27 protein-coding genes and 1 pseudogene are annotated in these 26,165 nt (G+C 69.2%); 11 read left to right on the top strand and 17 right to left on the bottom strand.

What is annotated here, in order from left to right; genetic code table 11:
* Positions 1 to 11: 11 nt before the first annotated feature.
* Entirely contained in the window at positions 12 to 452 is a 441-nt protein-coding gene (locus tag AB0F41_RS04860; protein ID WP_357421362.1) for a hypothetical protein, read from the top strand.
* Between the two features lie 3 nt (positions 453 to 455).
* On the opposite strand, the gene AB0F41_RS04855 is transcribed toward AB0F41_RS04860, so the two are convergent.
* Together AB0F41_RS04855 and AB0F41_RS04850 are read right to left on the bottom strand one after the other, a co-directional pair.
* Positions 456 to 1,673: a helix-turn-helix domain-containing protein gene (locus AB0F41_RS04855; protein ID WP_357421361.1), complete on the bottom strand. Its 1,218-nt coding sequence runs from the start codon at positions 1,671 to 1,673 to the stop codon at positions 456 to 458.
* A gap of 163 nt (positions 1,674 to 1,836) precedes the next feature.
* Entirely contained in the window at positions 1,837 to 2,355 is a 519-nt protein-coding gene (locus AB0F41_RS04850; RefSeq protein ID WP_357421360.1) for a DUF3558 family protein, read from the bottom strand.
* Positions 2,356 to 2,568: 213 nt separating this feature from the next.
* Here AB0F41_RS04850 and AB0F41_RS04845 point away from each other — a divergent pair, with 213 nt between their 5' ends.
* Positions 2,569 to 3,981, top strand: coding sequence for an MFS transporter (locus AB0F41_RS04845; protein WP_357421359.1), 1,413 nt, complete (start codon positions 2,569 to 2,571; stop codon positions 3,979 to 3,981).
* 20 nt (positions 3,982 to 4,001) lie between these two features.
* On the opposite strand, the gene AB0F41_RS04840 is transcribed toward AB0F41_RS04845, so the two are convergent.
* The 4 genes from AB0F41_RS04840 to AB0F41_RS04825 all read right to left on the bottom strand — a co-directional run bounded on the left by AB0F41_RS04840 (position 4,002) and on the right by AB0F41_RS04825 (position 9,181).
* The gene (locus AB0F41_RS04840; protein ID WP_357421358.1) at positions 4,002 to 4,988 is read right to left on the bottom strand and encodes a hypothetical protein; all 987 of its coding nucleotides are present in this window, start codon (positions 4,986 to 4,988) and stop codon (positions 4,002 to 4,004) included.
* A gap of 255 nt (positions 4,989 to 5,243) precedes the next feature.
* The gene (locus AB0F41_RS04835; protein ID WP_357421357.1) at positions 5,244 to 5,798 is read right to left on the bottom strand and encodes a hypothetical protein; all 555 of its coding nucleotides are present in this window, start codon (positions 5,796 to 5,798) and stop codon (positions 5,244 to 5,246) included.
* A gap of 193 nt (positions 5,799 to 5,991) precedes the next feature.
* Positions 5,992 to 7,794, bottom strand: a complete 1,803-nt coding sequence (locus tag AB0F41_RS04830; RefSeq protein ID WP_357421356.1) for an FAD-dependent oxidoreductase — start codon at positions 7,792 to 7,794, stop codon at positions 5,992 to 5,994.
* Positions 7,795 to 7,807: 13 nt separating this feature from the next.
* Entirely contained in the window at positions 7,808 to 9,181 is a 1,374-nt protein-coding gene (locus AB0F41_RS04825; protein ID WP_357421355.1) for an FAD-dependent monooxygenase, read from the bottom strand.
* A 267-nt stretch (positions 9,182 to 9,448) separates the two neighbouring features.
* Between AB0F41_RS04825 and AB0F41_RS04820 the strand changes: the two genes are divergently transcribed.
* A complete protein-coding gene (locus AB0F41_RS04820) occupies positions 9,449 to 10,114 on the top strand; it encodes a TetR/AcrR family transcriptional regulator (RefSeq protein WP_357421354.1) in 666 nt (221 codons plus the stop codon).
* A 12-nt stretch (positions 10,115 to 10,126) separates the two neighbouring features.
* On the opposite strand, the gene AB0F41_RS04815 is transcribed toward AB0F41_RS04820, so the two are convergent.
* Entirely contained in the window at positions 10,127 to 10,708 is a 582-nt protein-coding gene (locus AB0F41_RS04815) for a TetR family transcriptional regulator (RefSeq protein WP_357421353.1), read from the bottom strand.
* 89 nt (positions 10,709 to 10,797) lie between these two features.
* On the opposite strand from AB0F41_RS04815, the gene AB0F41_RS04810 reads away from it, so the two are divergent.
* From AB0F41_RS04810 to AB0F41_RS04800, 3 genes are all read left to right on the top strand, one after another.
* Positions 10,798 to 11,268 carry a DUF4334 domain-containing protein gene (locus AB0F41_RS04810; protein WP_357421352.1) on the top strand — a complete coding sequence of 157 codons (471 nt, stop codon included), beginning with the start codon at positions 10,798 to 10,800 and terminating at the stop codon, positions 11,266 to 11,268.
* Positions 11,265 to 12,356: an NAD(P)-dependent alcohol dehydrogenase gene (locus tag AB0F41_RS04805; RefSeq protein WP_357421351.1), complete on the top strand. Its 1,092-nt coding sequence runs from the start codon at positions 11,265 to 11,267 to the stop codon at positions 12,354 to 12,356. The genes AB0F41_RS04810 and AB0F41_RS04805 overlap by 4 nt, the downstream gene beginning before the upstream one ends.
* 175 nt (positions 12,357 to 12,531) lie before the next feature.
* Positions 12,532 to 12,789 (top strand): acyl carrier protein, encoded by a 258-nt coding sequence (locus AB0F41_RS04800; RefSeq protein WP_357421350.1) that lies wholly within the window; start codon positions 12,532 to 12,534, stop codon positions 12,787 to 12,789.
* 238 nt (positions 12,790 to 13,027) lie between these two features.
* On the opposite strand, the gene AB0F41_RS04795 is transcribed toward AB0F41_RS04800, so the two are convergent.
* The 4 genes and pseudogenes from AB0F41_RS04795 to AB0F41_RS04780 all read right to left on the bottom strand — a co-directional run bounded on the left by AB0F41_RS04795 (position 13,028) and on the right by AB0F41_RS04780 (position 15,585).
* Positions 13,028 to 14,020 carry a hypothetical protein gene (locus AB0F41_RS04795; RefSeq protein WP_357421349.1) on the bottom strand — a complete coding sequence of 331 codons (993 nt, stop codon included), beginning with the start codon at positions 14,018 to 14,020 and terminating at the stop codon, positions 13,028 to 13,030.
* On the bottom strand, positions 14,017 to 14,340 hold the full coding sequence (locus AB0F41_RS04790; protein ID WP_357421348.1) for a hypothetical protein: 324 nt from the start codon (positions 14,338 to 14,340) through the stop codon (positions 14,017 to 14,019). The genes AB0F41_RS04795 and AB0F41_RS04790 overlap by 4 nt, the downstream gene beginning before the upstream one ends.
* A 266-nt stretch (positions 14,341 to 14,606) precedes the next feature.
* Positions 14,607 to 14,901: pseudogene (locus tag AB0F41_RS04785) on the bottom strand (TniB family NTP-binding protein); the annotation flags it as partial.
* Positions 14,902 to 15,099: 198 nt separating this feature from the next.
* The gene (locus tag AB0F41_RS04780) at positions 15,100 to 15,585 is read right to left on the bottom strand and encodes a hypothetical protein (RefSeq protein ID WP_357421347.1); all 486 of its coding nucleotides are present in this window, start codon (positions 15,583 to 15,585) and stop codon (positions 15,100 to 15,102) included.
* 388 nt (positions 15,586 to 15,973) lie between these two features.
* Between AB0F41_RS04780 and AB0F41_RS04775 the strand changes: the two genes are divergently transcribed.
* The 4 genes from AB0F41_RS04775 to AB0F41_RS04760 all read left to right on the top strand — a co-directional run bounded on the left by AB0F41_RS04775 (position 15,974) and on the right by AB0F41_RS04760 (position 19,776).
* Positions 15,974 to 16,288 carry a hypothetical protein gene (locus AB0F41_RS04775; protein ID WP_357421346.1) on the top strand — a complete coding sequence of 105 codons (315 nt, stop codon included), beginning with the start codon at positions 15,974 to 15,976 and terminating at the stop codon, positions 16,286 to 16,288.
* 107 nt (positions 16,289 to 16,395) lie between these two features.
* Positions 16,396 to 16,872, top strand: coding sequence for a hypothetical protein (locus tag AB0F41_RS04770; protein ID WP_357421345.1), 477 nt, complete (start codon positions 16,396 to 16,398; stop codon positions 16,870 to 16,872).
* A gap of 81 nt (positions 16,873 to 16,953) precedes the next feature.
* A complete protein-coding gene (locus AB0F41_RS04765) occupies positions 16,954 to 17,583 on the top strand; it encodes a DUF305 domain-containing protein (protein ID WP_357421344.1) in 630 nt (209 codons plus the stop codon).
* Positions 17,584 to 17,823: 240 nt separating this feature from the next.
* Positions 17,824 to 19,776: a copper-translocating P-type ATPase gene (locus AB0F41_RS04760; RefSeq protein ID WP_357421439.1), complete on the top strand. Its 1,953-nt coding sequence runs from the start codon at positions 17,824 to 17,826 to the stop codon at positions 19,774 to 19,776.
* An 11-nt stretch (positions 19,777 to 19,787) separates the two neighbouring features.
* On the opposite strand, the gene AB0F41_RS04755 is transcribed toward AB0F41_RS04760, so the two are convergent.
* Together AB0F41_RS04755 and AB0F41_RS04750 are read right to left on the bottom strand one after the other, a co-directional pair.
* Complete coding sequence (locus AB0F41_RS04755; protein ID WP_357421343.1) at positions 19,788 to 20,321, bottom strand: TetR family transcriptional regulator; 534 nt, start codon at positions 20,319 to 20,321, stop codon at positions 19,788 to 19,790.
* Positions 20,318 to 20,641: an SMR family transporter gene (locus tag AB0F41_RS04750; protein WP_357421342.1), complete on the bottom strand. Its 324-nt coding sequence runs from the start codon at positions 20,639 to 20,641 to the stop codon at positions 20,318 to 20,320. Before AB0F41_RS04750 ends, AB0F41_RS04755 begins: the two co-directional genes overlap by 4 nt.
* A gap of 144 nt (positions 20,642 to 20,785) precedes the next feature.
* Between AB0F41_RS04750 and AB0F41_RS04745 the strand changes: the two genes are divergently transcribed.
* Entirely contained in the window at positions 20,786 to 21,457 is a 672-nt protein-coding gene (locus tag AB0F41_RS04745; RefSeq protein ID WP_357421341.1) for a DNA alkylation repair protein, read from the top strand.
* 64 nt (positions 21,458 to 21,521) lie between these two features.
* On the opposite strand, the gene AB0F41_RS04740 is transcribed toward AB0F41_RS04745, so the two are convergent.
* From AB0F41_RS04740 to AB0F41_RS04725, 4 genes are read right to left on the bottom strand one after another with little or no spacing between them, the layout of a single operon-like run.
* On the bottom strand, positions 21,522 to 22,196 hold the full coding sequence (locus AB0F41_RS04740) for an SRPBCC family protein (protein WP_357421340.1): 675 nt from the start codon (positions 22,194 to 22,196) through the stop codon (positions 21,522 to 21,524).
* Positions 22,197 to 22,222: 26 nt separating this feature from the next.
* Positions 22,223 to 22,723, bottom strand: a complete 501-nt coding sequence (locus tag AB0F41_RS04735; protein WP_357421339.1) for a (2Fe-2S)-binding protein — start codon at positions 22,721 to 22,723, stop codon at positions 22,223 to 22,225.
* Complete coding sequence (locus AB0F41_RS04730; RefSeq protein ID WP_357421338.1) at positions 22,716 to 23,591, bottom strand: xanthine dehydrogenase family protein subunit M; 876 nt, start codon at positions 23,589 to 23,591, stop codon at positions 22,716 to 22,718. The genes AB0F41_RS04735 and AB0F41_RS04730 overlap by 8 nt, the downstream gene beginning before the upstream one ends.
* Positions 23,588 to 25,933 carry a xanthine dehydrogenase family protein molybdopterin-binding subunit gene (locus AB0F41_RS04725; RefSeq protein ID WP_357421337.1) on the bottom strand — a complete coding sequence of 782 codons (2,346 nt, stop codon included), beginning with the start codon at positions 25,931 to 25,933 and terminating at the stop codon, positions 23,588 to 23,590. Before AB0F41_RS04725 ends, AB0F41_RS04730 begins: the two co-directional genes overlap by 4 nt.
* Positions 25,934 to 26,165: the final 232 nt, after the last annotated feature.

The raw sequence follows: 26,165 nt of genomic DNA, 5'->3' as shown, positions 1-26,165 counted from the left end.
AAGGAGCGCGTATGTGCACGAGTGGGCAGTTCGACCACGAACCCGGAGACCGTTCGGACCGCTTCGATGTCCCGGATCCGGCCGAGTTGCTGCGCATCTGGTCGGCAGGTCCGGCCGGGTCGCCGGAGCCGCCGGGCGCGGATTTCGGCACGGCGTTCCGGGTGGGACTGGGCCTGGCGCTGGCGTTGCTCGACGATTCCGATCCGTCCGGGCAGCAGGTGCTGGCGCGGCTCGAGGTGGCCGCGGCACGGTGGGCGCGCGAGGATGTCCCGCTCGAGGTCATCCAGCACGCGCTGCACGAGGGTGTGAAGAACGGTTTGGGGCTGCGGCCCGAGCCCGGCCGGGCCGGCGGTGTGGACGGCTGCTTCGTGGCGGACGTCCTCGATACGCTGACCGCCGCCATCTCGCGGGCCTACGTGGCCCAGGTGCGCGCGGATCGGGGCCCGGGGTGACGCTCAGCTCGCCCGATAGCTGCGCGCCACCAGCGCGGACCGCAGATACCACAGTCCCGAGGGCTGGGTGGGATCGAATCCGGTCAGCTGGGCGACCCGCTTGAGCCGGTAGTCGATGGTGTTGGTGTGAATATGCATGAGCCGCGCGGTGCGCTGCCGATTGAGATTGTTGCTGATGTGGCGCTGAAGGGTTTCCAGCAGTTCCGGATGATCGTCGAGGGGATCCAGCAACGAGCCGAGATATTCACGGCCCGGCCCGGGGCGGGTCAGCTGGTATTCCAGTGCCATATCGTCGAATCGGTACAGCCCCGGCACACAGTCCAGGCGCTGGACCATATCCAGCAGTTCGTGCGCCTGATCCGCGGCCGAGGGGACCTCTGCGGTCGGCGCCTCCACGACGGCGGCGCTGATCGGCACCTGCGCGGCCCGGGACAACTGCGCCAGCAGATCGTCGAGTCCGGCGACGGCGACGACCCCGGCGGGCAGCAGTACCGTGCCACCGTCCACGCTCAGCAGCGACAGCGCCACCTCCTCGCAGCGGGTCGCCAGTTCGGCCTGGACCCGGCGCAGTTTGCGCCGCGCCACCACCTTCCCGTCCAGCGAGGCGATCGATTCGTCCGGATGGGACGGAATGGCCACGGCGAGTACGGAATAGGCCGCGGCGATCTCGATCCCGCATTCCCGCGCCATGGTCGAGGTGCTGTGCCCGCCCAGCAGGGCGGAGGTGAGCGTATGGACCGCGGTGTGGTGTTCGCTTACGACCGAACGCAATTCGCGCACATAGGCCATGGAGATGCAGACGGTCATCTTGTCCAGCATCTCCACCACGAGCTTGGCCCCGTCGACGAGCGCCGAATAGTCGGTGACCGTCGCATTGGACACCACCAGGTCCAGCCCGAGCCGGAACCCTTCGTGCACGGCGTGATGGATGGTGTCGATGGGTACGCCCTCCCGTGCCCATCCGGCGGCGGCGTTCTCCAGCCTGCGGGTCTTCTCCGGGATGTCCTTACCGTCGAGCATGCTGACGGCCAGCTCCAGGCAGGTCCGGGTGATGGTGGTGACATCCCCGTAGATGGCATCACCGGGCAACGTGCCGCACGGGACGACATTCTCGACGAAATGGCCGACCATCCGGCGCGACAGTTTGCGTACGTCCTGCAGCGGGGCGGACATGGGTTGGCCGGATAGCGTCAGCTTGGTTCTTGTCGCATCGGCGGTCATGCTGACTCCTTCTACCCCCCCGGGTGGCGAACTGGGCTCTACAGTAACGATCAGGTTTCGGCCTGGGGGCCGGTTGACGAACTCGGATGGATGACCCCGAAGTGCGGCCGATACGCGTTGTGACCGGTCACAGTGGTGCGCCCTACGGCCGGAACGGGTGTGGTCACCGGGGGAGAGCGGGTGCAAGGGCGCCCGCCGTCCGCTCGGCCTGTGCGCAGGCCCCCGGGCCGGTGCCCACCGGCGCGCTGTCCACCCGGATCCGGATCACACCCCCTTCGGCGGTCGGCAGGGCGACCGTGCAGGTCGCCGCGGTATCGGAGGCGCCGGAATACAGGCGCCGACCGGCCCGGTCGCCGATCGTGATATCGGCGTGGGTGTCCTCGCGGCCGCCGACCTCGTCGGGCGAGCCCTCGGCCGCGAACCAGACCCGCAGCGCGGCGTCGGCACTGCTCCATCCGCAGCCCGCCCAGCCCTCCTCGACGGCGACATCGCGCCGCCCCGACCCGGCGGCGAACCCCGCACCGGTGATCAGCTCGGCCGGTAGGTCGCAGGGATCCCAGACGGCGGCCGGGTCGGTGGAGTCACCCGATCCGCATCCGGCGACGGCAGCGGCGGCGACGAGCAACGCCGCCGCCGGACGGATCGGAGACAGTGCGGATCGGAGACGTCCGGGAATCAGCATGCGGCGCATGCTAACCGCGGATTCCGCTGCGCCACAGGCGCTCTGTGCGCACTCACAGCCGGCCGGACGGTGCCCTTGAACCCGGGCACAACAGGCGATCCGACGGACTGATGTCCCATCATGTGGAAAACCGGAGGTCCGTACGGGCCGGCCGGGAATAGCGTGGCCCGGCGGGCGTGTTGGCCTGTCTGGTTCGAGGAAAGGGGTATACCGGTGGTGGCGGAGACAACGAAGGCCGCCGTCGGGCTCCGTTCCGAACGAGGCGCCGTCCTCGGTTCGCTCATGCTGGCCACCGCGCTGGTGGCGCTGGACTCGACGATCATCGCCACCGCGGTCCTGTCCATCACCGAAAGCCTCGGCGGATTCGCCCAGTTCCCGTGGCTGTTCTCCATCTATCTGCTCGCCCAGGCGGTGACCGTACCGATCTACGGAAAGGTCGCCGATATGGTCGGCCGGAAACCCGTCATCCTCTTCGGTATCGCGGTATTCGCCGTCGGATCGCTGCTGTGCGGGCTCGCGGGCAGCATGCTGGGGCTCATCGTGTTCCGGGCGATCCAGGGCATCGGCGCGGGCGCCATCCAGCCGATGACCATGACCATCGCCGGTGATCTCTACACCCTCACCGAACGCGCCAAGGTGCAGGGCTACCTCGCCGGTGTCTGGGCGGTTTCGTCGGTCGCCGGGCCGCTGCTGGGCGGCGTGTTCGCCGACTATCTGGGCTGGCGCTGGATCTTCCTGATCAATCTGCCGCTGGCGGCCTGGGCCGGTTGGATGGTGTGGCGGCACTTCACCGAGACCGCGCCCCGGCACCGGCAGCGTATCGATGTGCTCGGCGCGATCCTGCTGACGCTCGGTGCGGGAGCGCTGATCCTCGGCCTGCTGGAGGGCGGGCAGGCCTGGGCCTGGAGTTCGCCCGCCGGTATCGCCATCTTCGCCGGCGGCGGCGCGGTCCTGCTGCTGTTCGCCGTCGTGGAACGGCGGGCCGCCGATCCGATTCTGCCGCCGTGGCTGTTCACCCGGCGCGTGGTGGTCGCCAGTTCGGCGATATCGCTGCTCGTCGGAGCGCTGCTGCTCGGTCTGACCTCCTACGTTCCGACCTTCACCCAGGGCGTCCTGGGCGCGAGTGCCCTGGTCGGCGGACTCACCGTGGGCGCCCTGACCCTCGGCTGGCCCATCTCGGCCTCGCAGTCCGGGCGGGTGTACCTGCGCATCGGTTTCCGCCGCACCGCGGTCCTCGGTAGTTCTATCGCGGTACTCGGTACGGTGGCCGCGCTGTTCATCGGGCCACAATCGACGATCGCGCAGATCGCGGCGACCTGTTTCGCGGTGGGTCTGGGAATGGGCCTGGTGGCGAGCCCGACCCTGATCGCGGCGCAGACCGAGGCGACCTGGAGCGAACGCGGAGTGGTGACCTCGGCCAATATGTTCGCCCGGTCCATCGGCAGCGCCGTGGGGGTCGCCGTATTCGGCGCGCTGGTGAACTCCAGGATCGGCGCCACCGGCACCCCGTCACCGGAGACGCTCGCCGAAGGCGTGCATCTGGTCTTCGTGGCCGTGGCCGCGATGACCGTGGTGATGGTGGGTGCGAGCGCGCTCATGCCGGGCCGTACCGATATCGGCCGGTAACGGCCCGGCGGCCCGGTCCGCTACCGGGGCCCGCGCAGCACTTCCACCCGCTCCGCGGCCTCGAATTCGATCACCTGGTGGACTCGCGAATCCCCGACCGGGCCGAGATCGGCCAGCACGACCTCACCGCGGCAGTCGACCGATTCGACCAGCGCCTCCAGCGGTGTGCCGTCGGATCCGGCGATCCGGATCCGGTCACCGACGGCGAGTTCGTCGGCGCGCACCCCGCTCTCGATGAGCGGCGACGGCCCGTCGACGCCGCAGTAGGTGCGGCCCGCGGTATCGCCGACCCCACGCTGGGCGATGGTCCACCAGACCGGGTTCGCGCTGTCCCCGGAGGTGCGGTGATGCCAGCGCAGAACCCGATCGCGGCCCGCCTCGGCCGCGGCCCGGCTCTCGTGCACCGAGACATGGCGGGGGACGGGAGCACGGCGCGGGCGCACCGTACCGGCGGCACCGTCGACCACGAGCACCCAGTGTGCGGAGGCATCCTGGTCGCGGGCCGCGTTGACCCGCTTGGCCAGGGCCTGACCCGGTGTCGCGCCCAACCGGTCGGCGACATCGGCCAGACTCTCCGCCAGGCCGAGCGCGCGCAGGAATCCCGCGACCTCGATTTCCGCGGTGCCCAGCCGCTGCGCGAGAACGGGCATCGGCGTCCGTTCGCGCCAGGCGTCGCGCGCGATATGTTCGTGCTCGGTGAGCCAGAGAATGGACGGGCCGTGCAGATGCCGGTCCAGCACGACCGCCCACCAGTCCCATTCCGGATCGGCCGCCATCCGGTCCCGGATCCAGCCCGCCCGATCGCCGGCCCGGACCTTCTCCTCCGGCGGGATGAAGTTGCGGAGTGCCGCCTGCAGCGCCGACGGTGTCCGGCCGAGTTCCGCGGCGATATCGTCCGGCCGGGCGCCGGAGCGCAGTTCCGATGCGACGGCACGATATTCCGATTCGCGCCAGGATGTTCCGTGCCGGCGCGGCGGCAGCAGTCGTTCGTTTCCGAATTCACTCATAACAGAACCCCCGGTTCCGAAACGCCGGAGAGCCTGTGCCGCGACCGGTCCGCCCCGGCCGCGACCTACTCTCCGACTGTGTCCTACCTGCATGATTCTACGGCGGGGGTCCGACAGAAAACCGCTCCGCGACGGTAGTCGCGGAGCGGTTCTCCGGAGCGTGGATCCGCTCTGCCGCAAGCGGATCGGAGCGACGGTTGGTCCACGCGGTGGCCCGCCGCGGTTGATGCCGACCGGCCACGGCGGGTTCGGTTGTTACGGAGTGGAATAACCGATCAGTGCACCCACACCCGCACCGATCGGAATGGTGATCAGCGCACCCACGCCACCCAGGAAGAACCCCAGCACCGCGCCGATCCCGCCGCCGATCAGGGCACCGATGCCGGCGTTGTGCATCTTGCGCGCCTCGGTGCCGGGGTCGGCGACCAGTTCGGCGACATGATGACTCGCCGGCGTCGACGCGCCGGGCGTCAGGGTCAGGGTGCGGCCGTCGGCGGAGATATCGGCGGCCAGTGGCGCGGTCCGGCCCGCGGCGGCGAGCCCCAGCGGCAGTGTGGTCAGGGTGCGACCGGACGCGTCGGCCAGGGTGACCGCCGCACCGTCGGCGGTGAGCCGGAAGCTACCGGCGTCGAGGGTGGTGGCGATCGCGGTACCGGTCTCCGCCGGTGCGACGACGTAGCCGACCCCCTGCTCGGTGCCGCGGACGGCGATATCCGCCGCGGTCTGCGCATCGGCCGCCGCGGTACCCGTGGCCACGCCGAGTGCGCCGATGGAGATCAGCGCGGTGGCCGCGATGTGCTCGATTCTCATGATGTTCCCCACTCGATCTGCCGGCGCGCGGCGCCGGCGGGTTCCCCAGAGAGCCGGATTTCGGCCCGGAACCCATTCTCATGGAACATAATCGGGCGGACAATGCTTTCGGCGGATTGCCACTTATGCGCCGACCTTCGGCCGCGGCAGCTGCGCGCACCGCGGGCGCGTCGCCCGCCGCGCCCGCATACCGCTAGACATCCAGGATATGGGGGAGCCCGGCCCGGTAGCGGTCCGCGTCGAGCTTCTTGGCGGCGTCGAAAGCGGGCAGCGCCACCAGCGGGAACACCGGCGCGTACGGCGCCGGATCGTCGGCGGCGTCGATGATGGCGTTGGCCGCCGACCGCCCGGATTCATTGGCGCTCTCCATCGTGGCCAGATCGATATGACTGCGGACGTGGTCACCGCCGAAGAAAAGATTCGGGATCGCGCAGCGGGCCTCGGGCCGATTGTCGTAGGACCCGACGGTATTGACCAGCAACGGGGTGGCATTGTGGGTGGTGCCGCCCGACCAGGTGACGCCCGGATCGAGATGCCACGAATGGATGTCCTCGTCGCGCAGCCAGCCGGTGTTGGTGTTCAGCCAGAGTTTGAGCTGCGCCCACACCTCCGCGGCGATCTCCTGTGCGCTGCACTGTTTGGCCGGTCGCTGATGAACGATCCCGGGGGTGTCCCAGTCGGAGATATCGACCGAGAAACACTCCTGGACCGAACCGTCGCCGTACTGGGCCGGGAAATCCCCGACCCACATCGGCGCCTGCCGCAGCGCGGTGAGCGCCCAGGGGGAGCCGAGCGCCGCGATATGACCCTCCGGGATATCGGTGGGCCGGCGCAGATAGTACTGGATTCCGACCATCCAGTCGGTGATCAGTTCGCGCATTCCGGCGAGACGTGGATCGGCGGCCAGGATCCGATCATCGAGCAGCGGCACCGTTTTCTCGACCGGCATAGCGCAGACGTAGTAGTCGGCGACCACGGTGTTCGTGCCGCCCTGACCATCGGAGACGGTGACGGAATCGATCCGGCCGCCGGAGTAGGACAGCCGGCTCGCGCCTGATCCCGTCACGAATTGCACGCCGCGCGAGCGCAGATAGGCCACCCACGGGTCGATCCACGCGGCATTGGTGGGCCGGTTGAGGATCCGGTCCACACCCCCGGAGAACTCGGGCACGACACCGGATCCGGCGAGGACGAGCGCCTCACCGATGGTGCCGATGGTGCGTGCCGAACTGAGGTGCGGTTTGGCGGCGACCGTGATCCGGGTGAGCGCGTTGACGAGGTAGGCGCGGTAGGCCGGCGATTTGCCGTCGGCCCGCATGATCTGTTCCCAGGTCAGGTACTCCCACTGGCCGAAGCGGCGCTCGGTGCTGGAGGTGAACCACATGACCATCTGCTTGGCGAAGAACGCGAGTTCGTGCGGCGGCAGTTCGGGGACGAAGCCGAATGCTCCGATGATGCTGTTCCCCAGGAGTTCCGGGGTGAGCTGATCGATGGCGCCGAGTTCCACCGGGGCGAAGATGGGCGGCCGGTCCCGGAAGCCCGCTACCGTCCCCTCCACCCGGATCAGATTGTCGAGCACCCCGTGGGGATTGCCCGGGAACGGGATCCGGCGCATGGTGTCGGGCACGTTCTGGTAGCAGCCGGGGAAGAAGCGGAACCCGTGTTCGCCGGGCAGGTCCGCCCGGCCTCCGGAGCCGGTTCCGGGCACACCCATACTGCGCGCCTTGCCGCCGAGATGGGCCGGTTCGTAGACGGTGACGCGGAAACCGCGTTCGGACAGTTCGTGTGCCGCGGACAATCCGGCCATCCCGCCGCCGAAGATCGCCACATCCTTACCTCCGGTGCGTAGGCCCGGTGTGCGGTGCCGCGGTGGGTCCGCGGCGGCGGGCCCGCCCACGCCGGCGCCCGCCGCCAGGATCGCGGCGCCGGTGAGGGCGCCGCGCAGCGCGGTACGGCGGTCGATCGAGGCTGACTTCTTCGGCAGCTGATCCGACATGGTGATCTCCTGGTCAAGCGGTGGTGGACGGTGGAACAGCGAATGGGGTTCCGCGCAGGGCGGTGCAGGAGGTGTGGAGTTCACCGGCGGTGGTGGCGATCTCGTGCGCGATATCGCGCAGTACCGGCCGTGGGTCACCGCGGTGGTGCCACAGTGCGCCCGCTGTGAGCCGGGCCATCCGGGCCGGGCTGTAGAGCTCGGCGGGGCGGCGGGTACGGGAGAAGATCCCGGTGGTGATCGCGGCGAGATCGGGGTCGGCGGTCGCGGCGCGATACAGCTCCACCTCGAGCGGACTCATCGCGGTGCCCCGGGCGAGCCGGTTGGTCCAGTGATAGATCTCCCGGCATTCCAGGACCCGCTGTCTGTCCCAGGCCGTGAGGGCGCGGTCCAGCGCTGCCGGATCGTGCAGCACGGGGGAGACGGATTCGGCGAGGCGCCGGCCGTAGTGCAGGGCGTCGCGGATGCCCTGCGCGGTCACCGGGTCCTTGAAATGACCGGCATCTCCGGGTAGCGCCCAGCCGGGCCCGCTCGAGCGGCGGAAATAGGAGACGATTCCGGTGGCCGATCGCACCCGGGTGGCCTGTTCGCAACCACGCAGTCGCGCCCGTAGCGCCGGGATGCGGTCGATGGCCGCGGCGTACCGGCGCTCGGCCTCCCCGGGCCGCAGGGCGCCGGACAAGGCGGGCGGCTGGACCAGGCACAGCAGTAGGCCGTCGTCGCAGGGGAACGCGGTACCCAGATCCGGTCCCTGGCGCCACTGGGCGGCGGTCGAGCGCCGGTCCGGGGAGTCGTCCCGCCAGTACGCGAAATAGCAGTCGCGACCGCTGGGTTCGGATTCGTAGGGGGTATCGGCGCCGGCCAGTTGCGCCACTGTGCTGCGTCGGCCGTCCGCGCCGACCACCAGGGCGGCCCGGATCTCGGCCGTTCCGCCCTCGGCGTCGCGGTAGCGGACGCCGGTGCACCGGTCACCGTCCCAGACGAGCTCGGTCACCCGGCATTGCTCGCGGACTTCGGCGCCGGCCCCGCGTGCGGTGCGCACCAAGGCGTGGTCGAGTCCGGTGCGGCGCACGCACAGGGTGTAGTCGATACCGTCCACCTCGGGAAACGGTGTGGTTATCGTCAGCCCGGCACCGGCCGCCAGCGCGTGGGTGAGTGGGGGCGCGCCCAACTCCGTGACGGCATCGAGGGCGCCCAGCCGGGACAGTTCGGCGACGCCGGCGGGCCACAGCAGATGGGTGGACAGGGTGTCGGAGGGAAACCGCGCGGAATCCAGCGCGACGACCCGGTGCCCCGCGCGGGCGAGTGTCGCGGCCGCGGCCGATCCGGCGCACCGGGCGCCGACCACGACGGCGTCCGCCTGTTCGACCGTGCGGGGGGAGTCAGGCATTCGAACCGCCTCGGTCATCAAGTATCGGACACTATGTCCGATTGATGGTGGGCGGTGGCGGCCGGATTGTCAACCATCCGAGCCGCACTGTCCCGCACAGTTTTCCGGTCCTCCCGGCACCCGCCACGGCGACTTCCGGTTTGCCGGCATTCCGGGGCCGGAACGCGCCCGTGGCGGGCGTCCGGGATCCACGTGCGGGCACAATGGCGGCATGGACCCAGCGAGCCGATACCTGCCGTCGCGGCCGAACGATCCGGTGAGTGGCCGATGGCCTCGCTGACGCGCGCCCCGAAGCCCGCCAGGAAACCGGATGAGGACCGGCGAGCCGAGTTCGAACGCCGGGTGCTGCGTGCGGTGGAGGATCTCCTGGCCGACGGCACCCCGTATACCGAGATCGCGGTGCAGCGAATCGCTTCCGCCGCCCAGGCGGCCCGCTCGACCTTCTATCGGTACTTCCCGGACAAGAGTCAACTGCTGATCCGGATGGCCGAGCTCGCAACCGCGGATCTCTTCGCCGCCGCGGAACGCTGGTGGGGCGCCGAGCACACCGACCGTGAGGCAGGGGTGCGCCGCGCGATGAGCGCGATGATCGACGGTTTCCGCAGGCACCGTTACCTGCTGCTGGCGCTGAGTGAAGTCGCCGCCTACGACCGGGATGTCGGCGCCTACTGGCGGGGTCGCGTCGCTTCCTTCGTGGATCTGGTGCGGATCCGGCTCGAGGCCGACCGCGCGGCGGGCCGGATCGCCGCGGATCTGGATCCGGCGGCCACGGCGCTGGTGCTCGCCGCGATGGTCGAGCGCTCCATCACCACGGCGTTCGCGGTGCGGACGGGAATCGGCGACGACGAGCTGGCGGCCGCGCTGGGCCGGTCGATCTGGCTGGTCGTCTACGGCGACGCGCCCACTGATGCGGGCCCATCCCCGACGGCCTGACGCGTCGGCGCCTCACGCATGCGGGTCCGGTGCCGCCGTCGCGGCCGGTGCCGCCAGCCGGCGCGCGGCGAGCACGACCGCGGCGCGTTGGCCGGGGATGCGCCGGTCCGGACCCTGCGCGGCGTGCACGGCGGTGGTCCGGGCCAGTTCGGTGAGCATGCGCAACAGTGTCGGTGCCGCGATATCGGCGGTGACGATGCCGTCGCGCTGGCCCCGGCGGATCTCGGCGAGTTTGGGATCGACGGTGCGGCGCAGTACCCCCTCGATCCGCTCGTCCGCCGGCTCCAGATCTGCCCAGGCCTGGAGGCGGGCGTTCTCCGGGTGGTCGAGGAAGTGATCGAAGAGCCGCCCGACATAACCGGGTAGATCGTCGGCCCGTAGTGCGGTCTCCGCGGTCGTCTGGGCGGTCCACTGCTCGGTGACCGCGGCGTACAGCTCGGATTTCCCCGGGAAATAGGCGTAGAGGCGGTCCTTGCTGGCGTGCGCGGCCGCGGCGATGCGGTTGATCCGCGCGCCCGCCGTTCCGTACTCGGCGAATTCGGCCTTGGCCGCCGCGAGAATCCGCTCCCGGGTCGCCTGGCCTGCCGCACGCATTCCGCGATCCTATCTTGCCGAACCATCTGGTTCGGAACTATGGTCATTGCCGAACCAGATGGTTCGCCGAATCCGTCGATGGGATGAACATGAGCGCGGACACACCCCGGTGGCAGCAGTTGCGGGCGCGGACCGAGGGCGTCTCGGTCGACGAATTGGACGGTCTCTGGGCCCGGCTGCGGCCGGCCCGCGCCGAGGACATCCTCGGCGAATGGCGCGGCGATGCCTTCCAGACCGGGCATCCGCTGTGTCGCGCCCTGTCCAAGAGTCGCTGGTACGGCAAGACCTTCCACGCGCTCGACGACGCCAAACCGCTGATCTGCCGGGCCGAGGACGGCACCCTGTTCTCCGATGTGGAACTCGGCCAGGGCGAGGCCACGCTGTGGAATATCGAATTCCGCGGCGAGGTGACCGCCACGATGGTCTACGACGGCCGCGCCGTATTCGACCATTTCAAATGGCTCGACGACAGCACGCTCATGGGCATCATGAACGGGCGGCCGGAACTGGTGCTGGCCGGCGGGCAGTACTTCTACTTCATGCTGGAACGGGTCCGATGACGCACACCACCGCGGTACTGTCCCGTGACCCGGCGGCGCCGTTCTCGGTCGAACCGATCGAACTCGACGCGCCGCGCGACGACGAGATCCTGGTCCGGATCGTCGCCGCCGGCATCTGCCACACCGATCTGGTCAACCGGGTGATCGGCAAGGCGGATCGCCCGATCCTGCTCGGTCACGAGGGAGCGGGAGTGGTGGACGCCGTCGGCGGCGCGGTGACCTCGGTGGCGCCCGGGGACCATGTGGTCCTGACCTTCCGGCGCTGCGGCGCCTGCCCCAACTGCGCGGCCGGACGTCCGGCGTACTGCCGGAACTCGACCGCGCTCAACCACTTCGGCCGGCGGGCGGACAAATCCGTGCGGATCACGGCCGGTGGCGCCCCGGTACGGGACGGATTCTTCGGCCAGTCCAGTTTCGCCGGCTACGCGCTGGCGACCGAGGACAACACGGTGGTGGTCGATCCGGCGGTGGATCCGGCGGTTGCGGCCGCCTTCGGCTGTGGATTCCAGACCGGCGCCGGCGCGGTACTCAACGCGCTGCGCCCGAGCGCCGGTTCCTGGCTGGCGATCTACGGTGCGGGTGCGGTGGGTTCCGCGGCACTGCTGGCCGCCCGGACGGTTCCCGGCGTGCGGACGGTAGTGGTGGAGACCACGGCTGCCCGCCGAGATCTCGCGCGGGAACTGGGCGCCGACGCGGTGGTGGATCCGGGCGCGGAGGATACCGTGGCCACGATCCGCGATCTCACGGGCGGGGGCGCGGCCCACGCGGTGGACACGACCGGTTTGCCCGCGGTGCTGGGCGATGCCTTCACGGCGCTGGATATCGGTGGGACGGTGGTCGCGGTGGGGCTCGGCGCCGGAATCCCGCCGATCGATGTGCGGGATATGGTGTTGCAGGGCAAAACGGTCCGCGGATGCCTGGAGGGCGACGCGGAGCCCGCGACCTTCATCCCGCGGCTGCTGGACCTGCACAGCCGGGGTCTGCTTCCGGTGGACCGGCTGGTGGCCCGCTTCCCGCATACCGATATCGCCGCCGCGCTGGCGGCCCAGCGTACGGGCACCGTGATCAAGCCGGTGCTGACCTGGTGAGTTCGCGCCCGGTCCGGGAGTCGATCTCGCAGGTTGGCCCGGGCGACCTCCGGTGGACGAATTCCGTTCATGTGTAGATCATTCCGGTGCCGGGTCGGCGGGGCATAGTGCACGGCGTTCCGTCGTCATCCGGTGCCGCGCGCTGCTCCGGTTCGGCGGGGAAAGGCCGGTTGCCATGTCGGATATCCCGATTCGCGAATACATCGCGGAGTTCTTGCGTACCCACACCGGGCTGGAACTGGATGAGATCCCGGCCCGGGCCACACTCGACGACCTCGAGGTGGATTCGCTGACGGTGCTGTCCCTCATAGTGCTGGCCGAGAAGAATTACGGCCGCGTGGTACCCGAGCGGGAGGCCGCCGCCGCCCGGACCTTCGGCGAGTTGATGAACCTGCTGGGTGTGCCCGGGGTGTCGATCGACCCCACGCCGTGACCCGGTGTCGATGTTCGAAGTGGTGTGCACCGACGTCCGAAATCGCGTGCGTGAGAGGCGACACGAAAATGTCAGCGGTCCGACCTGCTGATACGACAGCCGTGTCAGTACCAGGCGACACACAATGTCAGTAGCAGGTGACGGGTTCTCCCTGACGGCATCCGCGCTCTGAACTGCGGAATCGGCTGCGCTGTTGAACTTCCTGCGGCGCGGCCCGTGTATTTATCGGCGGTTGAGGTCAGGGAGGTAGAACTTTGACGTCGGCGGGTATGTGGCCCAGCTCTCGTACTTTCTCGAGTCGGGCCAATGCGCCGTCGATGGCGTTGGGATGTATATTTCCCGCGTCTTCGAGTGCTGCACGTAAGCGGTCGGTGTCGGCGTTGCGTAGGGCGTCCAGGACTTCTGGATCGAGTTGTCGGCCTTTGTGGGCGGTGACGAAGTCGGAGTCGATCTCGATCTCGAGGGGCTTGAGGGCCATGGGGAAGGATCGGCCGTGGTCGATGGCGACGAGGTCGAGGTGGTCACCGCGGTCGACGGTGCGGTAGTTGCCGGGGTGACGGTCCATCGAGCCGATGATGTAGTCGAGGACGGCGACTTGTTGTTGCTGGATCTTGGGGTAGGCGGTCACTGGTCCGGATGGTGTGGAGTCGACGAATTGCTGAATCATGCCGGGGCCGGTGGGGCGCCCGTTGGGGCCTATGACTCCGTCGGTTCGTGCGGTTGGGGGGATACGGCCGAATCCTAGGATCTCGTCGACCCGGTACGCGGCGATCTCCCGGCTGGTCAGGGAACCGGGTGCGTGGGTGAAGGGGAGGCCGGCGTCGTATTTCTCTCCGTGGATGGGTTTGTAGATGTTGAGCTCGCCGTCGGTGGACCGCATTTTGCGCACTTCCGTGGAACTGCGTGCGACGGCCGCGCGCATATCTCCGGTGAATCCGACATCGGTGGTCAACCGTCGCGCTGCCATTGCCGCCTCGGTGTTGCTGGGGCGGTAGTTCGGGTTTCGTGTTGGCGTCGGCACCTGCATCGGATGTGATTGGCGGACTGTACGGGTTTCTTCGAGCAGATGTTGCGCACCGCGCGCGTTGGCATTGTCCAGCACCTGCGCACCGTCGGTCGCGGTGCTGCTGGTGCGGTGATAGGTGTTCGAGACCGAGCGGGTGCCCAGGTCCAGCGTTCTGGTCAACCGGCGCACGATGTTGATGAGAACTGGGGTGACGCTGTCTCTCATGGTCGTGGTTGTTGTGGCAGGCCGGGTGGTTGGTGTGGGCTTTCGTCCACGACGCGGTAGTAGCTCATGGCAGGCAGGTCCAGCAGGGCGCGAAGAAACTGCGCGCCCTGTGCCGGCCGGACCCGGCCGAGGGGGTTATAGACCTTGATGCCTCGCTCGTGCCATTGCTCGGCCACGAGGCAGCCATCAGGATCGGTGACTGTGAGTGCAACCGCCCCGTCGGCGGCCAATCGGAACTCGGCCACTTTTCGCGCTTCCGGAAAACCTATGTCGTAGATCGCGACCACGGTCGGCGCCACGTTCGACACGATCACCTCCATAGCGGGGTTATGAAGTCCCGCGTGCAGGTCGGACACCTGAGCTCGGGCCTGAACCGGTCGGCGGCAGGTTCAGAGTTTGCTGTTGTGATGCTATACGCACGCAAGTTCGGGAATGGTCGACGTATGTCCAGGTGGGGTACACCCCCGCGCGCGGACGGGGCGGCCGGGTAGCTGCACCGTCCCGGTCGTCAACGCCCGGTGGGTGTAGTTTTCCGGGGTCGCCAGCGACGGCAGGTCACACTGGTACCTGATTGTGCAGCAGCCCCCAGCGGGAACGACGCGGCGAAGCCGGCCAACAGCGCACAGACGTCCACGCCGGGCTCCCAGCGAGGCAGGTGAACGGCGCGAACCGATTCTCCGATCGCGGATCCGAGCGGACCGCCAGATACGCATCCCGGGGACCGGCCCCGACCAGCGGAATGCGCAACTCGTTGCCCAGGAACCGCAGCAGGTTCAAGAATTCCCGCTGGCCCCGCCCCGGCCGCCGAGCACGTTGTTCAGCTCATCGATGACAAGGACAAGGACAAGGACATCGGTGGCGCGCAGCAGCCGCAACGTCACACCAGTACGCGGCACGCTGATGTTCGAACTCCCGCGCACTCAATACCGAACCATCAGGGCATCGATGCAGTGGACTTCGAGAATCCACACCCGGCGCAGGTGAGGCTGCGCGACGCGCGACGGCCGGTGGTCGCGCCCGCTGTTCCCGGCCGGTGGCGAGGTCACCGACGGCGACCGGGAGCAGCGGGGTCGGCGGGGCTAGAAGACGTCGACGCCGGTATTCCGGCCGCTGGAGGAGTTGTCGGTGCTCGGATCACCGGTTCCGCCCTCCTCGGGGCCGGTCGCGGTGCCACCGGTGGTGCCCGGTTCCTGGCTGCTGTCGCCGGTGGACCCGGGATCCTCATTGCTGTCGCCGGTGGAGTCCGGTGCCTGACCGCCCTCCGAAGTGGTACCCGGTTCTTGCTGGTCGCCGCCGGTGGTGCCGGGCGCTGTGGCGTCGTCCTGCTGCCCGGGGCTGTCCGCGCCGGTGCCGGTTCCCCCGGGCGCAGACCCCTGTGGGTCGGTGCCGGACGATTCGCCGGGTTGCGGGCTGTCGGGGCTCGGACCGAAATGCAGGACGAGCCAGGGCATCGGCAGTTCCGGCTGGGCGATCGCCGTCGCCGGTGCCAGCAGGATGGCCGGCGTCGCGAGACCGGCCAGAGTGGCGGCCGCGACCGAGATGCGTCGTGCTGTTCGTGATCCCACGCAAAACCTCCCAGAAGAGTGATCGGTTTTCGCTGGTGGAGAAACAGTCGAGCACCACGACGCTAACGCGGCGCGGGCCCGGCGCCGGCGGCGCGCGGCGGACGTGACGGAGCCGACGGTGTGTTGTGACGGGGAGGTGATCTGCCGATCCGCCGCGGCGCGTAGCGGTCCGGACCGATGGCAGGATGCCAGACGGATGCCAGAAATTCCGAACAGGCGCGTGTCGCGCCTGCGACACGCCGCGATTTTCGGCGCTGAACAGAACTTTTCGGCGAGTCTCGCCCCATTGCGCCCGCGATTGCGCTTCAATAACCGGTCGGGTTCGGCTTTACGGAAATGGCACCAGCCGCCACCGCGTATACCGGCATCCGAGAGGGGCACGACCACAATGAGCATGATCCTCCTCACCGCACTGCACGACGGCCTACCTGTGCTGCACGACTACACCGTGCACGCCCAGGTCGGTAATCCCAGCCCGGAAGCACCGCCGCTGTCGGACAAGATCACCCAGATGACCAGTTATCTCACCTGGTTCGTGCTGCTGTCCGGAGTCACCTCGATCGTCTTCGGCGGCGGTAAGTTCGCCTGGGAGAAGTGGAACGGCGGAACTCTCACGGCGCCGAAGCAGATCGCCGGCGCGATGGTGGGCGGGGCGGTGGCGACCAGTGCGGGCACGATCATGAACGCGATCATGGGGGGTTGAAATCCACCGGGTGGCCGGGAACCACGGTGATCTCCGCGTATGGTGCGGGCGGCACCGCCCCGGCCGGCCGGTCGGCTGCTGCCGGCGGTGATGCTAGATTCGCCGGTGTGCGGTCCGGTGCTACGGGAGCGTGGTTGCGCTCGCTGCTACCGGCCATCCTGGTGATGGCCGTGCTGGGCATGCATCATCTGGCCGGTGGGCCCGATCACACAGAGCCCGCCGAGCCGTCCGGCCACCACACGATGGAGGCTGTCGCCGCGATCCCGGCCGTGGACGCGGCGGACGAGCAGTGCTGTGCCGCGATTTCGCACCCGACGTCGGCGGAGGCCCGGCATGCCGTGCCACCACACCCTCCTCACGACACCGATCCGGCCGGTCACGGCGCCGGCCACGACCTGCTGCATCTGTGCCTGGCGATCTTGACCGCGCTGGCGGCGTTGGCGCTGGTGCTCTACCAGGTTGCCGGGTGGCTCGAGGGAACAGCCCGGGTGCGCGGAGGTTCCCGCCACCCCGCGACATTCGCGCGCCCGCCGCCACCCGCCACTTCTGTGCGCCTGGCCACCCTGGGTGTCCTGCGGTTGTGATCGACGGCCGCCGGGTCCGGTTCGCTCCGGGTCGCGGTGCTGCCTCGATATCCGCGGACAATTCGAATCCCAGGAGTACACATGATCAGAACGAAGCCGACCGCTGCCGTCCTCGCTCTCCTCGCCTCGGCTGCTGTGCTGGCCGGTTGCGGCGACGATGACGCCGACCACGGTGACCATCCGTCGACCGCGGCCCCGAGTATCTCGGCCGGGCCGGGGCCCGAGTCGGCGGATGCGGCCACCGGTGCGCACAACCAGGCCGATATCCGGTTCGCGCAGGAGATGATTCCGCACCACCGGCAGGCTGTGGCGATGGCGGCACTCGTGCCCGGCCGCTCGGCCGACCCGGCTCTGATCGAGCTGGCCGCCGGAGTGCAACAGGCGCAGGATCCGGAGATCACCGCGATGACGGGATGGCTGGAGGCCTGGGGTGTCGCGGTGCCCGCTCCGGCCGGCCATATGGGTATGGACCACGGTGAGATGCCCGGCATGATGACCGAGGATCAGATGGCGCGGCTCGAATCCGCCACCGGCGCCGAGTTCGACCGGATGTGGCTGGAGATGATGATCGCCCATCATGAGGGCGCGGTGCAGATGGCGCGTACCGAACTGGCCGAGGGTGAATTCGGCGCGGCCCGGGCGATGGCGCAGGAGATCATCGATACCCAGCAGGCCGAGATCCAGCAGATGCAAGCGATGCTGCAGGGCTGATTCCCGCGGAACCCGGGTTGCGACGTCGTGTGCAGCCCGGGTTCCGAACGGGTGGTCATATACCCCTAAGGGGTATACATTCGGGGTATGTCCACCGAACATGCACACGGCCCCGGCGCGGCCCCGGAGCACGGGCACCATTCCGCTACGGAGGCGGCATCCGGAGACCACCCCGATCCACACGCGGGGCATTCCGGTCACGGCGACCATGCGACCGTCTTCCGGCGGCTGTTCTGGGTGATGCTGGTCCTCGCGGTTCCGGTGGTGGCCGCCGATATGATGTTCGCCGACCTGGTCGGCTATACGGTGCCCGATGCGCTGGCCTGGGTATCGCCGGTCCTCGGGACCGTGATGTACGGCTGGGGCGGGCGCCCGTTCCTGACCGGCGCGGTCGCCGAAATCCGTGCCCGCCGGCCCGGCATGATGTTGCTCATCGCCCTGGCGATCACGGTGGCCTTCGTCTCCTCCTGGGGCGCCGTGCTCGGGATACTCGCCCACAACCTCGATTTCTGGTGGGAACTGGCCCTGCTCATCGTGATCATGCTGCTCGGGCACTGGCTCGAGATGCGTTCGCTGGGTCAGGCCTCGAATGCGCTCGAATCGCTGGCGGCGTTGTTACCGGATGAGGCCGAACGGATAGCCGGCGGGCAGCCGGTGACCGTCGCCGCGGCCGACCTGGTGGCGGGTGATCTGGTGATCGTGCGCCCCGGTGGGCGGGCGCCCGCCGACGGGACGGTCGAATCCGGTACCGCGGACGTAGACGAATCGATGATCACCGGGGAATCGCGGGCGGTCCGCCGGTCGCCGGGCGACCGGGTGGTCGCGGGGACCGTCAGCACCGATTCGGCGTTGCGGGTGCGGATCACGGCCGTCGGCGCCGATACCGCGCTGGCCGGTATCCAGCGGCTGGTGGCGGAGGCGCAGAACTCTTCCTCCCGGGCCCAGGTCCTCGCCGACCGGGCGGCCGGGCTGCTGTTCTGGTTCGCCTCCGGCGTGGCGGTGCTGACCGCGGCGGCGTGGCTGCTGCTGGGGCAGCCGGAGTCGGCGGTGACCCGCACCATCACCGTGCTCGTGATCGCGTGCCCGCATGCCCTGGGTCTGGCGATCCCGCTCGTCGTCTCGCTGGCGACCGAACGGGCGGCGCGGGCCGGGGTGCTGATCACCGACCGCCGGGCGCTGGAGTCGATGCGTACGGTCGACGCGATCCTGTTCGACAAAACCGGCACTCTCACCAAGGGTGAACCGGCGGTGGTCGCGGTGGCGGGTACCGCGGCGTCCGGCGAGGACGAGGTGGTGGCCCTGGCCGCCGCGGTAGAAGGCGACAGCGAACATCCACTCGGCCGGGCCGTCGTCGAGGCGGCGGCCCGCCGCGGACTCGAGGTCCCCGTCGCCGGTGACTTCACGGCTCGCAACGGAATCGGCGTCACCGCCACCGTGGATTCGGCGACGGTCGGCGTGGGCGGTCCCGGCATGCTCGCCGAGTACGGGCTCGCCCCGCTGCCCGAGAGCGCGCGCTGGGCGGCCGAGGGGTCGACCGTGCTCCATATCGTCCGGGACGGCGTGGTCATCGGGGCGCTGGCCGCGGCCGACGAGATCAGACCGGAATCGGCCGAAGCGGTCGCCGCTCTGCACGCGCGCGGTGTGCACGTCGCGATGATCACCGGCGACGCGGAGCCGGTGGCGCGGTCGGTCGCTTCCCGGCTCGGGATCGACGAGGTGTTCGCCGGGGTTCTCCCCGAGGACAAGGGCGCGAAGGTGGCGGAATTACAGGCCGGCGGCCGCACCGTGGCCATGGTCGGCGACGGTGTGAACGACGCGCCCGCGCTGGCCCGCGCCGATGTGGGCATTGCGATCGGCGCCGGCACCGATGTGGCGATCGCGTCCGCGGGCGTGGTCCTGGCCGGTGACGACCCACGGTCCGTGCTGTCGGTGATGGAGCTGTCGCGGGCGACGTATCGCAAGATGGTCCAGAATCTGGTCTGGGCGGCGGGCTACAACATCATCGCGGTGCCGCTGGCCGCGGGTGTGCTTGCACCCTGGCATATCACGCTGCCGATGGAGGTCGGTGCCCTGTTGATGTCCGCCTCCACGGTGGTGGTGGCGCTCAATGCCCAGTTGCTGCGGCGACTGGATCTGCGTCCCGATACGGTCCTCGGGCCGCGGGGCGCGCGCGTTCCGGTGGCCACCGGGTGAGGATGCCCGGATCACAGCCGGGCCAGGGCGGCGATCGGGGCGGTCAGCTCGGCGGCGTCGAGCGTGGAATCACTCGACAGGGCGTGCAGCAACGCGCCGTCGAGGAATATCGCCACCGCCCGGGCGGCGCCGGGCCCGATATGCGGAGTGAGGACGGCCACCAGACCGTCGAACCAGACCCGTGCCAGCGGCCGGAGTTCGGGATGGCGGGTGGCGGCGAGGTAGAGCTCGTTGACGGTGAGGGTCTGCTCGGGTTCGGCGAAACAGCCGGCGGTGAGCGCGGCCAGGGTGGCGGGCAGATCGTCACCGCGCTCCAGTTCCGCGGCCCATTCGGTGAGGGCGGCGCGGGTGGCGGCCGCGGTATCGGCCAATGCGGCCTCGACGAGTTCGGTGAGGTCGGCGAAATAGTAGGTCGTCGACCCGACCGGTACACCGGCGGCCGCCGCGACCGAGCGGTGGGTGAGCCCGGCCAGACCCTGCCGGGGTATGAGATCGCGGGCGGCGTCGAGGATTCGCTGGCGCCGGTGCGGATCCCGGGGTGTCAATGCGCGCCCGCCAGGTTGAGGGTGACCACGCCGGCGACGACCAGTGCCACGCCCAGAATCTTGGTGGCGCCGAGCGATTCACCGAGGAACAGCGCCCCGATGAGCACGATCAGGGTGGTACCCAGGCCGGACCACAGCGCGTAGGCGAAGCCGACGTTCATACCGCGCGCGATCGCCTGGGCGAGCGCCACGAACGCCACGGCGTAGGCGGACAGCGAGGCCACCGTGGGCCAGAGTTTGGTGAAGCCCTCGGTGGCCTTCAGCAGACTCGTGCCGATGATCTCCGCGATGATCGCGACACCGAGCAGTACCAGTGACATGCCGTTCCCTCCAGATGTGTACGTTTGTACATGGACAAACGTACACATCAGGGTGTGTGTGCTGTGTACGGGGCGCGAGCCGGGCCGGTCACCGCACCGGCCGGCATCGTAGGGTGGATCCACATCCCAGGGCAGGAGGCCGAAGTGGCCGAGACGGAAGTGTCCGAGGTCATGGCCGAGCTGGCCGCACTCGAGGACGCGAAGATCCGCGCGGTGAACGAGAAACACGGTGACGATCACGGCGTGAATCTCGGCGCGCTGCGCGCCCTCGCCAAACGGCTGAAAACGCAGCAGGACCTCGCGCGCGGGCTCTGGGACACCGGCGACACCTCTGCGAAACTGCTGGCGTTGCTGATCTGCCGCCCGAAGGCGTTCGACCGTGCGGAGCTCGACGCGATGGTGCGTGCCGCGCGCACTCCCAAGGTCCACGACTGGCTGGTGAACTACGTGGTGAAGAAGAATCCGCACGCCGAGGAGCTACGCCGGGCCTGGTTCGCCGACCCGGATCCGGTCGTGGCGAGTGCCGGTTGGGCGCTCACCACCGAGCGCGTGGCGAAGAAACCGGACGACCTCGACCTCGCCGGTTTGCTGGACACCATCGAAGTGGAGATGGCGGATGCCCCGGACCGGCTGCAGTGGGCGATGAACCAAACCCTGGCCCAGATCGGAATCGAGCACGCGCCTTACCGCGACCGTGCCATCGATATCGGTGAGCGGCTGAAGGTGCTCGAGGACTACCCGACCGCCAAGGGTTGTACGTCCCCGTTCGCGCCGATCTGGATCACCGAGATGGTGCGCCGCCGCGGGGAAGCGTAGAGGCGTCACCCCGCCCGGGCGGGGTCGGCACCCAACTCTCGTGACCCCGCCGCGGCGTGGACCCCTAGCTGTCTGCGCCGCGCCGGCGGCCGAGCAGTACCAGGATCACCAGCACCGCCGCGCCGAGCGCCAGTATCAGCTGCCTGTTCGCCGACAGCCCCGCCGCGGCCATCAGATCGATGGGTTCGGCGGCCTGGCGCGGGGCGATGGGAGTGACGGTCGAGGCGGCCGGTCCGGGTGCCGCGGAATCGGAGGTCTCCGCTGCCGTGGTCTCCGGCGCCGCGGTCGAGGCGGCCGATGAGGTGATCTCGGCGGCGAGATTGTCGGCGAAGGTGCCGATCAGGCTACCCGCCACATCGGCGAGCGCGCCGCGGCCGAACTGGGCCGGTTTGCCGGTGATGGCCAGGTCGGTATCGACGAAAACATCGGTGATACCACCGGATTCGACGAGCCGGCAGGTGATCACCGCTTTCGCGGTGCCGTTACCGCGGGCTTCCCGTCCGCCGCCTTCGAGCACGGCCACCCCGGCGTCCTCGTCCTGCGAGACGACCTTGATGATGCCGTTGTAGGTCAGCCCGACCGGGCCCAGCTTCACCTTGATCTTGCCGTGGAAATCGTCGCCGTCGCGAGAGGTGAGAATGGCGCCGGGAACGCACGGCGCGATCCGCTCCAGGTCCAGGAGTACGGGCCAGGCTTCTTCGGCGGGAACGGGAATCTGGAAGGTGTTCTCTAGTTTCATTCGCGGTCCTAGGCTTCGGTGCCGGATCAGGTCTGCGGGGTCGCGGAGGTCTCGGCGGTGATCGTGGTGGCGGCGTCGCGTACGGCGCGGATGATGCCCTGGTAGCCGGTGCATCGGCAGATGTTGCCGGACAGCCCTTCCCGGATCTCGTCGTCGCTGGGATCGGGATTGTCCTCGAGGAACGCGGTCGCCGACACCACGAATCCCGGGGTGCAGAAACCGCATTGCAGACCGTGATGGTCGCGGAATGCCTGCTGGACGGGGGAGAGCGTGCCGTCGGTATCGGCCAGGCCCTCGACGGTCCTGACCTCGGCGCCGTCGGATTGGACCGCGAAGATCAGGCAGGCCCGCACGGCGTCGCCGTCCAGCAGGACCGAGCAGGCGCCACAGACACCGTGTTCGCAGCCCAAGTGGGTTCCGGTGAGCCCGCAGGTCTCCCGGAGATAGTCCGCGAGGGTGAGCCGCGGGGGTATCCGGTCGCGGCGTTTCACCCCGTTCACGACCACCGAGATCTCGACGTCAGTCATTGCTCGCCTCCTCTACCGCGCGCGTCCAGGCCCGCGCCACCATGACCGCCCCGACCCGGCGCCGGTAATCGGCGGAGCCGTGGATATCCGCGGGGATCGAATCCAGTGCCGCGGTCGCGGATCGGCCGACCTCGGCCGCCTCGATCTCCGCCACCGGCCGGCCGATCAGTTCCGATTCGATGGCCGCCGCCCGCAGCGGGGTGGGGGCCAGGCCGAACAGCCCCACCGCGACCTTCTCGATGCGCGAATCGGCGTCCAGCCGCACCGCGATCGACGTTCCCGCCATCGCGAAATCCCCGGCCCGGCGGGCGAATTCCTCGATGGCGAAACCACTGCGCCCCGGCCATACCGGGAAGGTGATACCGGTCAGCAGTTCGTCGGCTTCCATCGCGGTGGTCCACATACCGGTGAAGTAATCCGCCGCCGCGACGGTCCGCTGTCCACGTGGCGACAGGGTATGCATCTGCGCGTCGAGGGTCAGGGCCACGACGGGATATTCACCGGCGGCGTCGGCATGCGCGATCGCACCGCCGATGGTGCCGCGGTTGCGGATCTGGAAATGACCGATCAGCGGTGTGGCCCGATGCAGCAGCGGTACCGCGCGCCGGATCTCCGGTGAACGGCCCACCGCGGCGTGCGTAGTGCCCGCCCCGACCCATACCGAATCGCCGCGGCTTTCGATACCGCGCAGATCGTCGAGCCGGCGCAGATCGACGAGATGGTCGAAGACCGCGAGCCGCAGGGCCAGCATGGGGACCAGACTCTGGCCGCCGGCGAGGATCTTGGCCTCCTCGCCCAATTCGGCGAGCAGCGCCACGGCCTCGTCCGCGGTGCCGGGGGCGTGATAGTCGAAGGCGGCGGGTTTCATGCGGTCACCTCCGGGTTGCCGCTCGCACGGGCCGCCTCGATCATGTCCACGATGCGGGCGGGGGACAGGGGGAGCCGGTCGATCCGGACGCCGAACGGCGAGAGTGCGTCGGCGACCGCGTTGAGCACCGCGGGGGTCGCGCCGATCGCGCCGCCCTCGCCGACGCCCTTGAAACCACCCGGGCCGGTGCTCGGCGTCTCGATATGGCCGAGCTCGATCTCCGGAACCTCGGTCGCGGTCGGCATCAGATAGTCCAGGAAGGTGGTGGCCACCGGGTTGCCGTCCTCGTCGTAGGCGAGATGTTCGTAGAGCGCGCCGCCGATGCCCTGCACGGTGCCGCCGTAGATCTGACCTTCCACCACATTCGGGTTGATCATCGGCCCGACGTCCTCGCTGACCACGAACCGGAGCAACTTCACATGACCTGTTTCGATATCCACCTCGCAGGTGCACACATGGGTGGCGTTGGCCCAGATCATCATCTGGTCCGCGCGGTGGCGACCGGACGCCTCCAGGCCCGGCGGTACCCCGGGCGGCAGCAGTTCGGTCTGGTAGTAGGCGATCTGGGCGATCTCGGCGAGCGACAGGGAGGCGTCGGTCCCGGCGACTCCGGCCCGGCCGTGCGCGAAATCGACGTCCTCGACGGCGGCGCCGAGCTGTTCGGCCGCGATCGCCACGATTCGGTCGCGCAGAATCGCCGCGGTCTGCCGGATGGCGCCCGCGGCCATCGAACCCGACCGGCTGCCGTTGGTTCCGCCGCCCTGGGGCGCGGCCGCGGTATCGCCCTGGAGGGTCTGCACATCCTCGATATCGACACCCAGCGCGTCGGCGGTCAGCTGGATCGCGGTGGTCTCCAGGCTGTTGCCCGCCGATCCGCCGGACAGATACACGCTCACCTTGCCGGTCGCGGCGATCCGGATGGTTGCGCCCTCGGTGCTGAGGAACGGGGTGCTGCCGGTGGTCGGCTCCACATAGGTGCAGGTACCGACGCCGAGGTAGCGTCCCTCCGCGCGGGCCCGTTGCTGTTCGGCGCGGAACGCGTCGTAGTCGAGGATCTGCAGCGCCTGTTCGAAGGTCTCTCGTGGCGAACAATCCGAATACGGCATTCCGTTCGGGTTCGCGACGGGCATATCGGCGTGGCCGAGCATATTCCGGCGCCGCAACTCGACCGGGTCCAGGCCCAGCTCCCGGGCCGCGGTATCGAGCAGCAGTTCCCGCGATACCGATTCGAACTGCCACGGTCCGCGATAGGCCACCCGGCCCACGGTGTTCGAGTAGAAGGAGGCGGTGCTGAATCCCGCCTCGGGAATCCGATAGGGACCGGGGAACAGCATTCCGACCGCGATGGACGAGGTCAGCGGTGACGGGATCGGGTAGGCGCCGACGTTCTGGACGTGCTCGATGGTGGCCGCGAGGATATGCCCGTCGTCGTCGAAGGCCATGGCGACCTCGCCGTGCTCGTGCCGGGCCATACCGGCCGACATCAGGCTCTCCTGGCGGTCCTCGATCCATTTCACGGCATGACGCAGGGTGCGCGCCGCCAGCATCACGCAGGTGTCCTCACGCTGGGGCGCCACCTTCTGCCCGAAACCGCCGCCGGTGTCGCGGACGATCACCCGGACGCGGTGTTCGTCGATACCGAGCAACCGGGAGCAGAATCCGCGCACCTCGTGTGGTGACTGGGTGGAGGTCCAGATGGTCATCTCGCCGGTGGGGGCGGTCCATTCCGCCACCACCCCGCGGGTTTCCAGCGGTACCGGCGCGTAGGCCTGCTGGTGGATGGTCTGGCGCACGACATGGGGCGCCGCGTCCAGGACCGGTGCGAGATCGGCCGGCGCGCGCCCGGCCAGGCCGCCGGCGGAATTGCCCGGGTGCCCGGCGTGGACGAGTTCCGATGCGGCCGCCGCGGTCTCGTAGTCGACGACGGGGTCGAGCGGGTCGTAGTCGACGAGCACCAGTTCGGCGGCGTCCTCGGCGATATAGCGGTTGACAGCCACCACCAGGGCCACCGGGTCGCCCACGAACCGCACCTCGTCCTCGGCCAGCGGTGGCCGGGGTACCTCCGGGAAGCCGGGAGTGTCCAGGGCGTAGGAGATCTCGCTGACCAGCGGATTGAGCTCCGCGGCGGTGTATACGGCGACGACGCCGTCGAGGGCGGCGGCCTCGGTGTAATCGATACCGGTGATCCGGGCCCGCGCCAGCGGGCTGCGGACGAAACAGGCGTGGACCATCCCGGGCCGGGTGATGTCGTCGACGAAGGTGCCGGCGCCGGTCACCAGGCGCAGATCTTCGACGCGCGGTACGCGTGCGCCGACGGCGGTGGTCTTCTCGGTGGTGCTCATGATCGGCTCCGTCGCGTCGGGGCGTGGTGTGTGGCGCTGCGAGACAGCCTGATTCGACCCATCCGGCCGTTCCTCCGTTCGCGGGACAACGCGGGCACCGGGTACGGGCGCCCTGATCTGCCCACCGATGCTGAGCACTTGTTTAGCATCGGCGTCATCGTGGTGTCAATACAGGATATGTCGACTTCAAGAATTAGAATGTCGATTTGCGGAAGTGATATTCTCGCATGTT

This window comes from Nocardia sp. NPDC024068, assembly GCF_040638875.1.
Lineage (GTDB): Bacteria > Actinomycetota > Actinomycetes > Mycobacteriales > Mycobacteriaceae > Nocardia.
The sequence above is the reverse complement of the archived record's forward strand: the minus strand, read 5'-3'. Positions and strand labels throughout refer to the sequence as shown.

Coding starts and splice junctions, on each gene's coding strand:
- AB0F41_RS04820 (WP_357421354.1), top strand. CDS start 9,449: ATGGCCTCGCTGACGCGCGCCCCGAAGCCCGCCAGGAAACCGGATGAG.
- AB0F41_RS04810 (WP_357421352.1), top strand. CDS start 10,798: ATGAGCGCGGACACACCCCGGTGGCAGCAGTTGCGGGCGCGGACCGAG.
- AB0F41_RS04850 (WP_357421360.1), bottom strand. CDS start 2,355: ATGCTGATTCCCGGACGTCTCCGATCCGCACTGTCTCCGATCCGTCCG.
- AB0F41_RS04750 (WP_357421342.1), bottom strand. CDS start 20,641: ATGTCACTGGTACTGCTCGGTGTCGCGATCATCGCGGAGATCATCGGC.
- AB0F41_RS04795 (WP_357421349.1), bottom strand. CDS start 14,020: ATGAGAGACAGCGTCACCCCAGTTCTCATCAACATCGTGCGCCGGTTG.
- AB0F41_RS04835 (WP_357421357.1), bottom strand. CDS start 5,798: ATGAGAATCGAGCACATCGCGGCCACCGCGCTGATCTCCATCGGCGCA.
- AB0F41_RS04760 (WP_357421439.1), top strand. CDS start 17,824: ATGCTGGTCCTCGCGGTTCCGGTGGTGGCCGCCGATATGATGTTCGCC.
- AB0F41_RS04765 (WP_357421344.1), top strand. CDS start 16,954: ATGATCAGAACGAAGCCGACCGCTGCCGTCCTCGCTCTCCTCGCCTCG.
- AB0F41_RS04800 (WP_357421350.1), top strand. CDS start 12,532: ATGTCGGATATCCCGATTCGCGAATACATCGCGGAGTTCTTGCGTACC.
- AB0F41_RS04855 (WP_357421361.1), bottom strand. CDS start 1,673: ATGACCGCCGATGCGACAAGAACCAAGCTGACGCTATCCGGCCAACCC.
- AB0F41_RS04805 (WP_357421351.1), top strand. CDS start 11,265: ATGACGCACACCACCGCGGTACTGTCCCGTGACCCGGCGGCGCCGTTC.
- AB0F41_RS04775 (WP_357421346.1), top strand. CDS start 15,974: ATGAGCATGATCCTCCTCACCGCACTGCACGACGGCCTACCTGTGCTG.
- AB0F41_RS04830 (WP_357421356.1), bottom strand. CDS start 7,794: ATGTCGGATCAGCTGCCGAAGAAGTCAGCCTCGATCGACCGCCGTACC.
- AB0F41_RS04725 (WP_357421337.1), bottom strand. CDS start 25,933: ATGAGCACCACCGAGAAGACCACCGCCGTCGGCGCACGCGTACCGCGC.
- AB0F41_RS04790 (WP_357421348.1), bottom strand. CDS start 14,340: ATGGAGGTGATCGTGTCGAACGTGGCGCCGACCGTGGTCGCGATCTAC.
- AB0F41_RS04735 (WP_357421339.1), bottom strand. CDS start 22,723: ATGACTGACGTCGAGATCTCGGTGGTCGTGAACGGGGTGAAACGCCGC.
- AB0F41_RS04825 (WP_357421355.1), bottom strand. CDS start 9,181: ATGCCTGACTCCCCCCGCACGGTCGAACAGGCGGACGCCGTCGTGGTC.
- AB0F41_RS04860 (WP_357421362.1), top strand. CDS start 12: ATGTGCACGAGTGGGCAGTTCGACCACGAACCCGGAGACCGTTCGGAC.
- AB0F41_RS04740 (WP_357421340.1), bottom strand. CDS start 22,196: ATGAAACTAGAGAACACCTTCCAGATTCCCGTTCCCGCCGAAGAAGCC.
- AB0F41_RS04840 (WP_357421358.1), bottom strand. CDS start 4,988: ATGAGTGAATTCGGAAACGAACGACTGCTGCCGCCGCGCCGGCACGGA.
- AB0F41_RS04730 (WP_357421338.1), bottom strand. CDS start 23,591: ATGAAACCCGCCGCCTTCGACTATCACGCCCCCGGCACCGCGGACGAG.
- AB0F41_RS04815 (WP_357421353.1), bottom strand. CDS start 10,708: ATGCGTGCGGCAGGCCAGGCGACCCGGGAGCGGATTCTCGCGGCGGCC.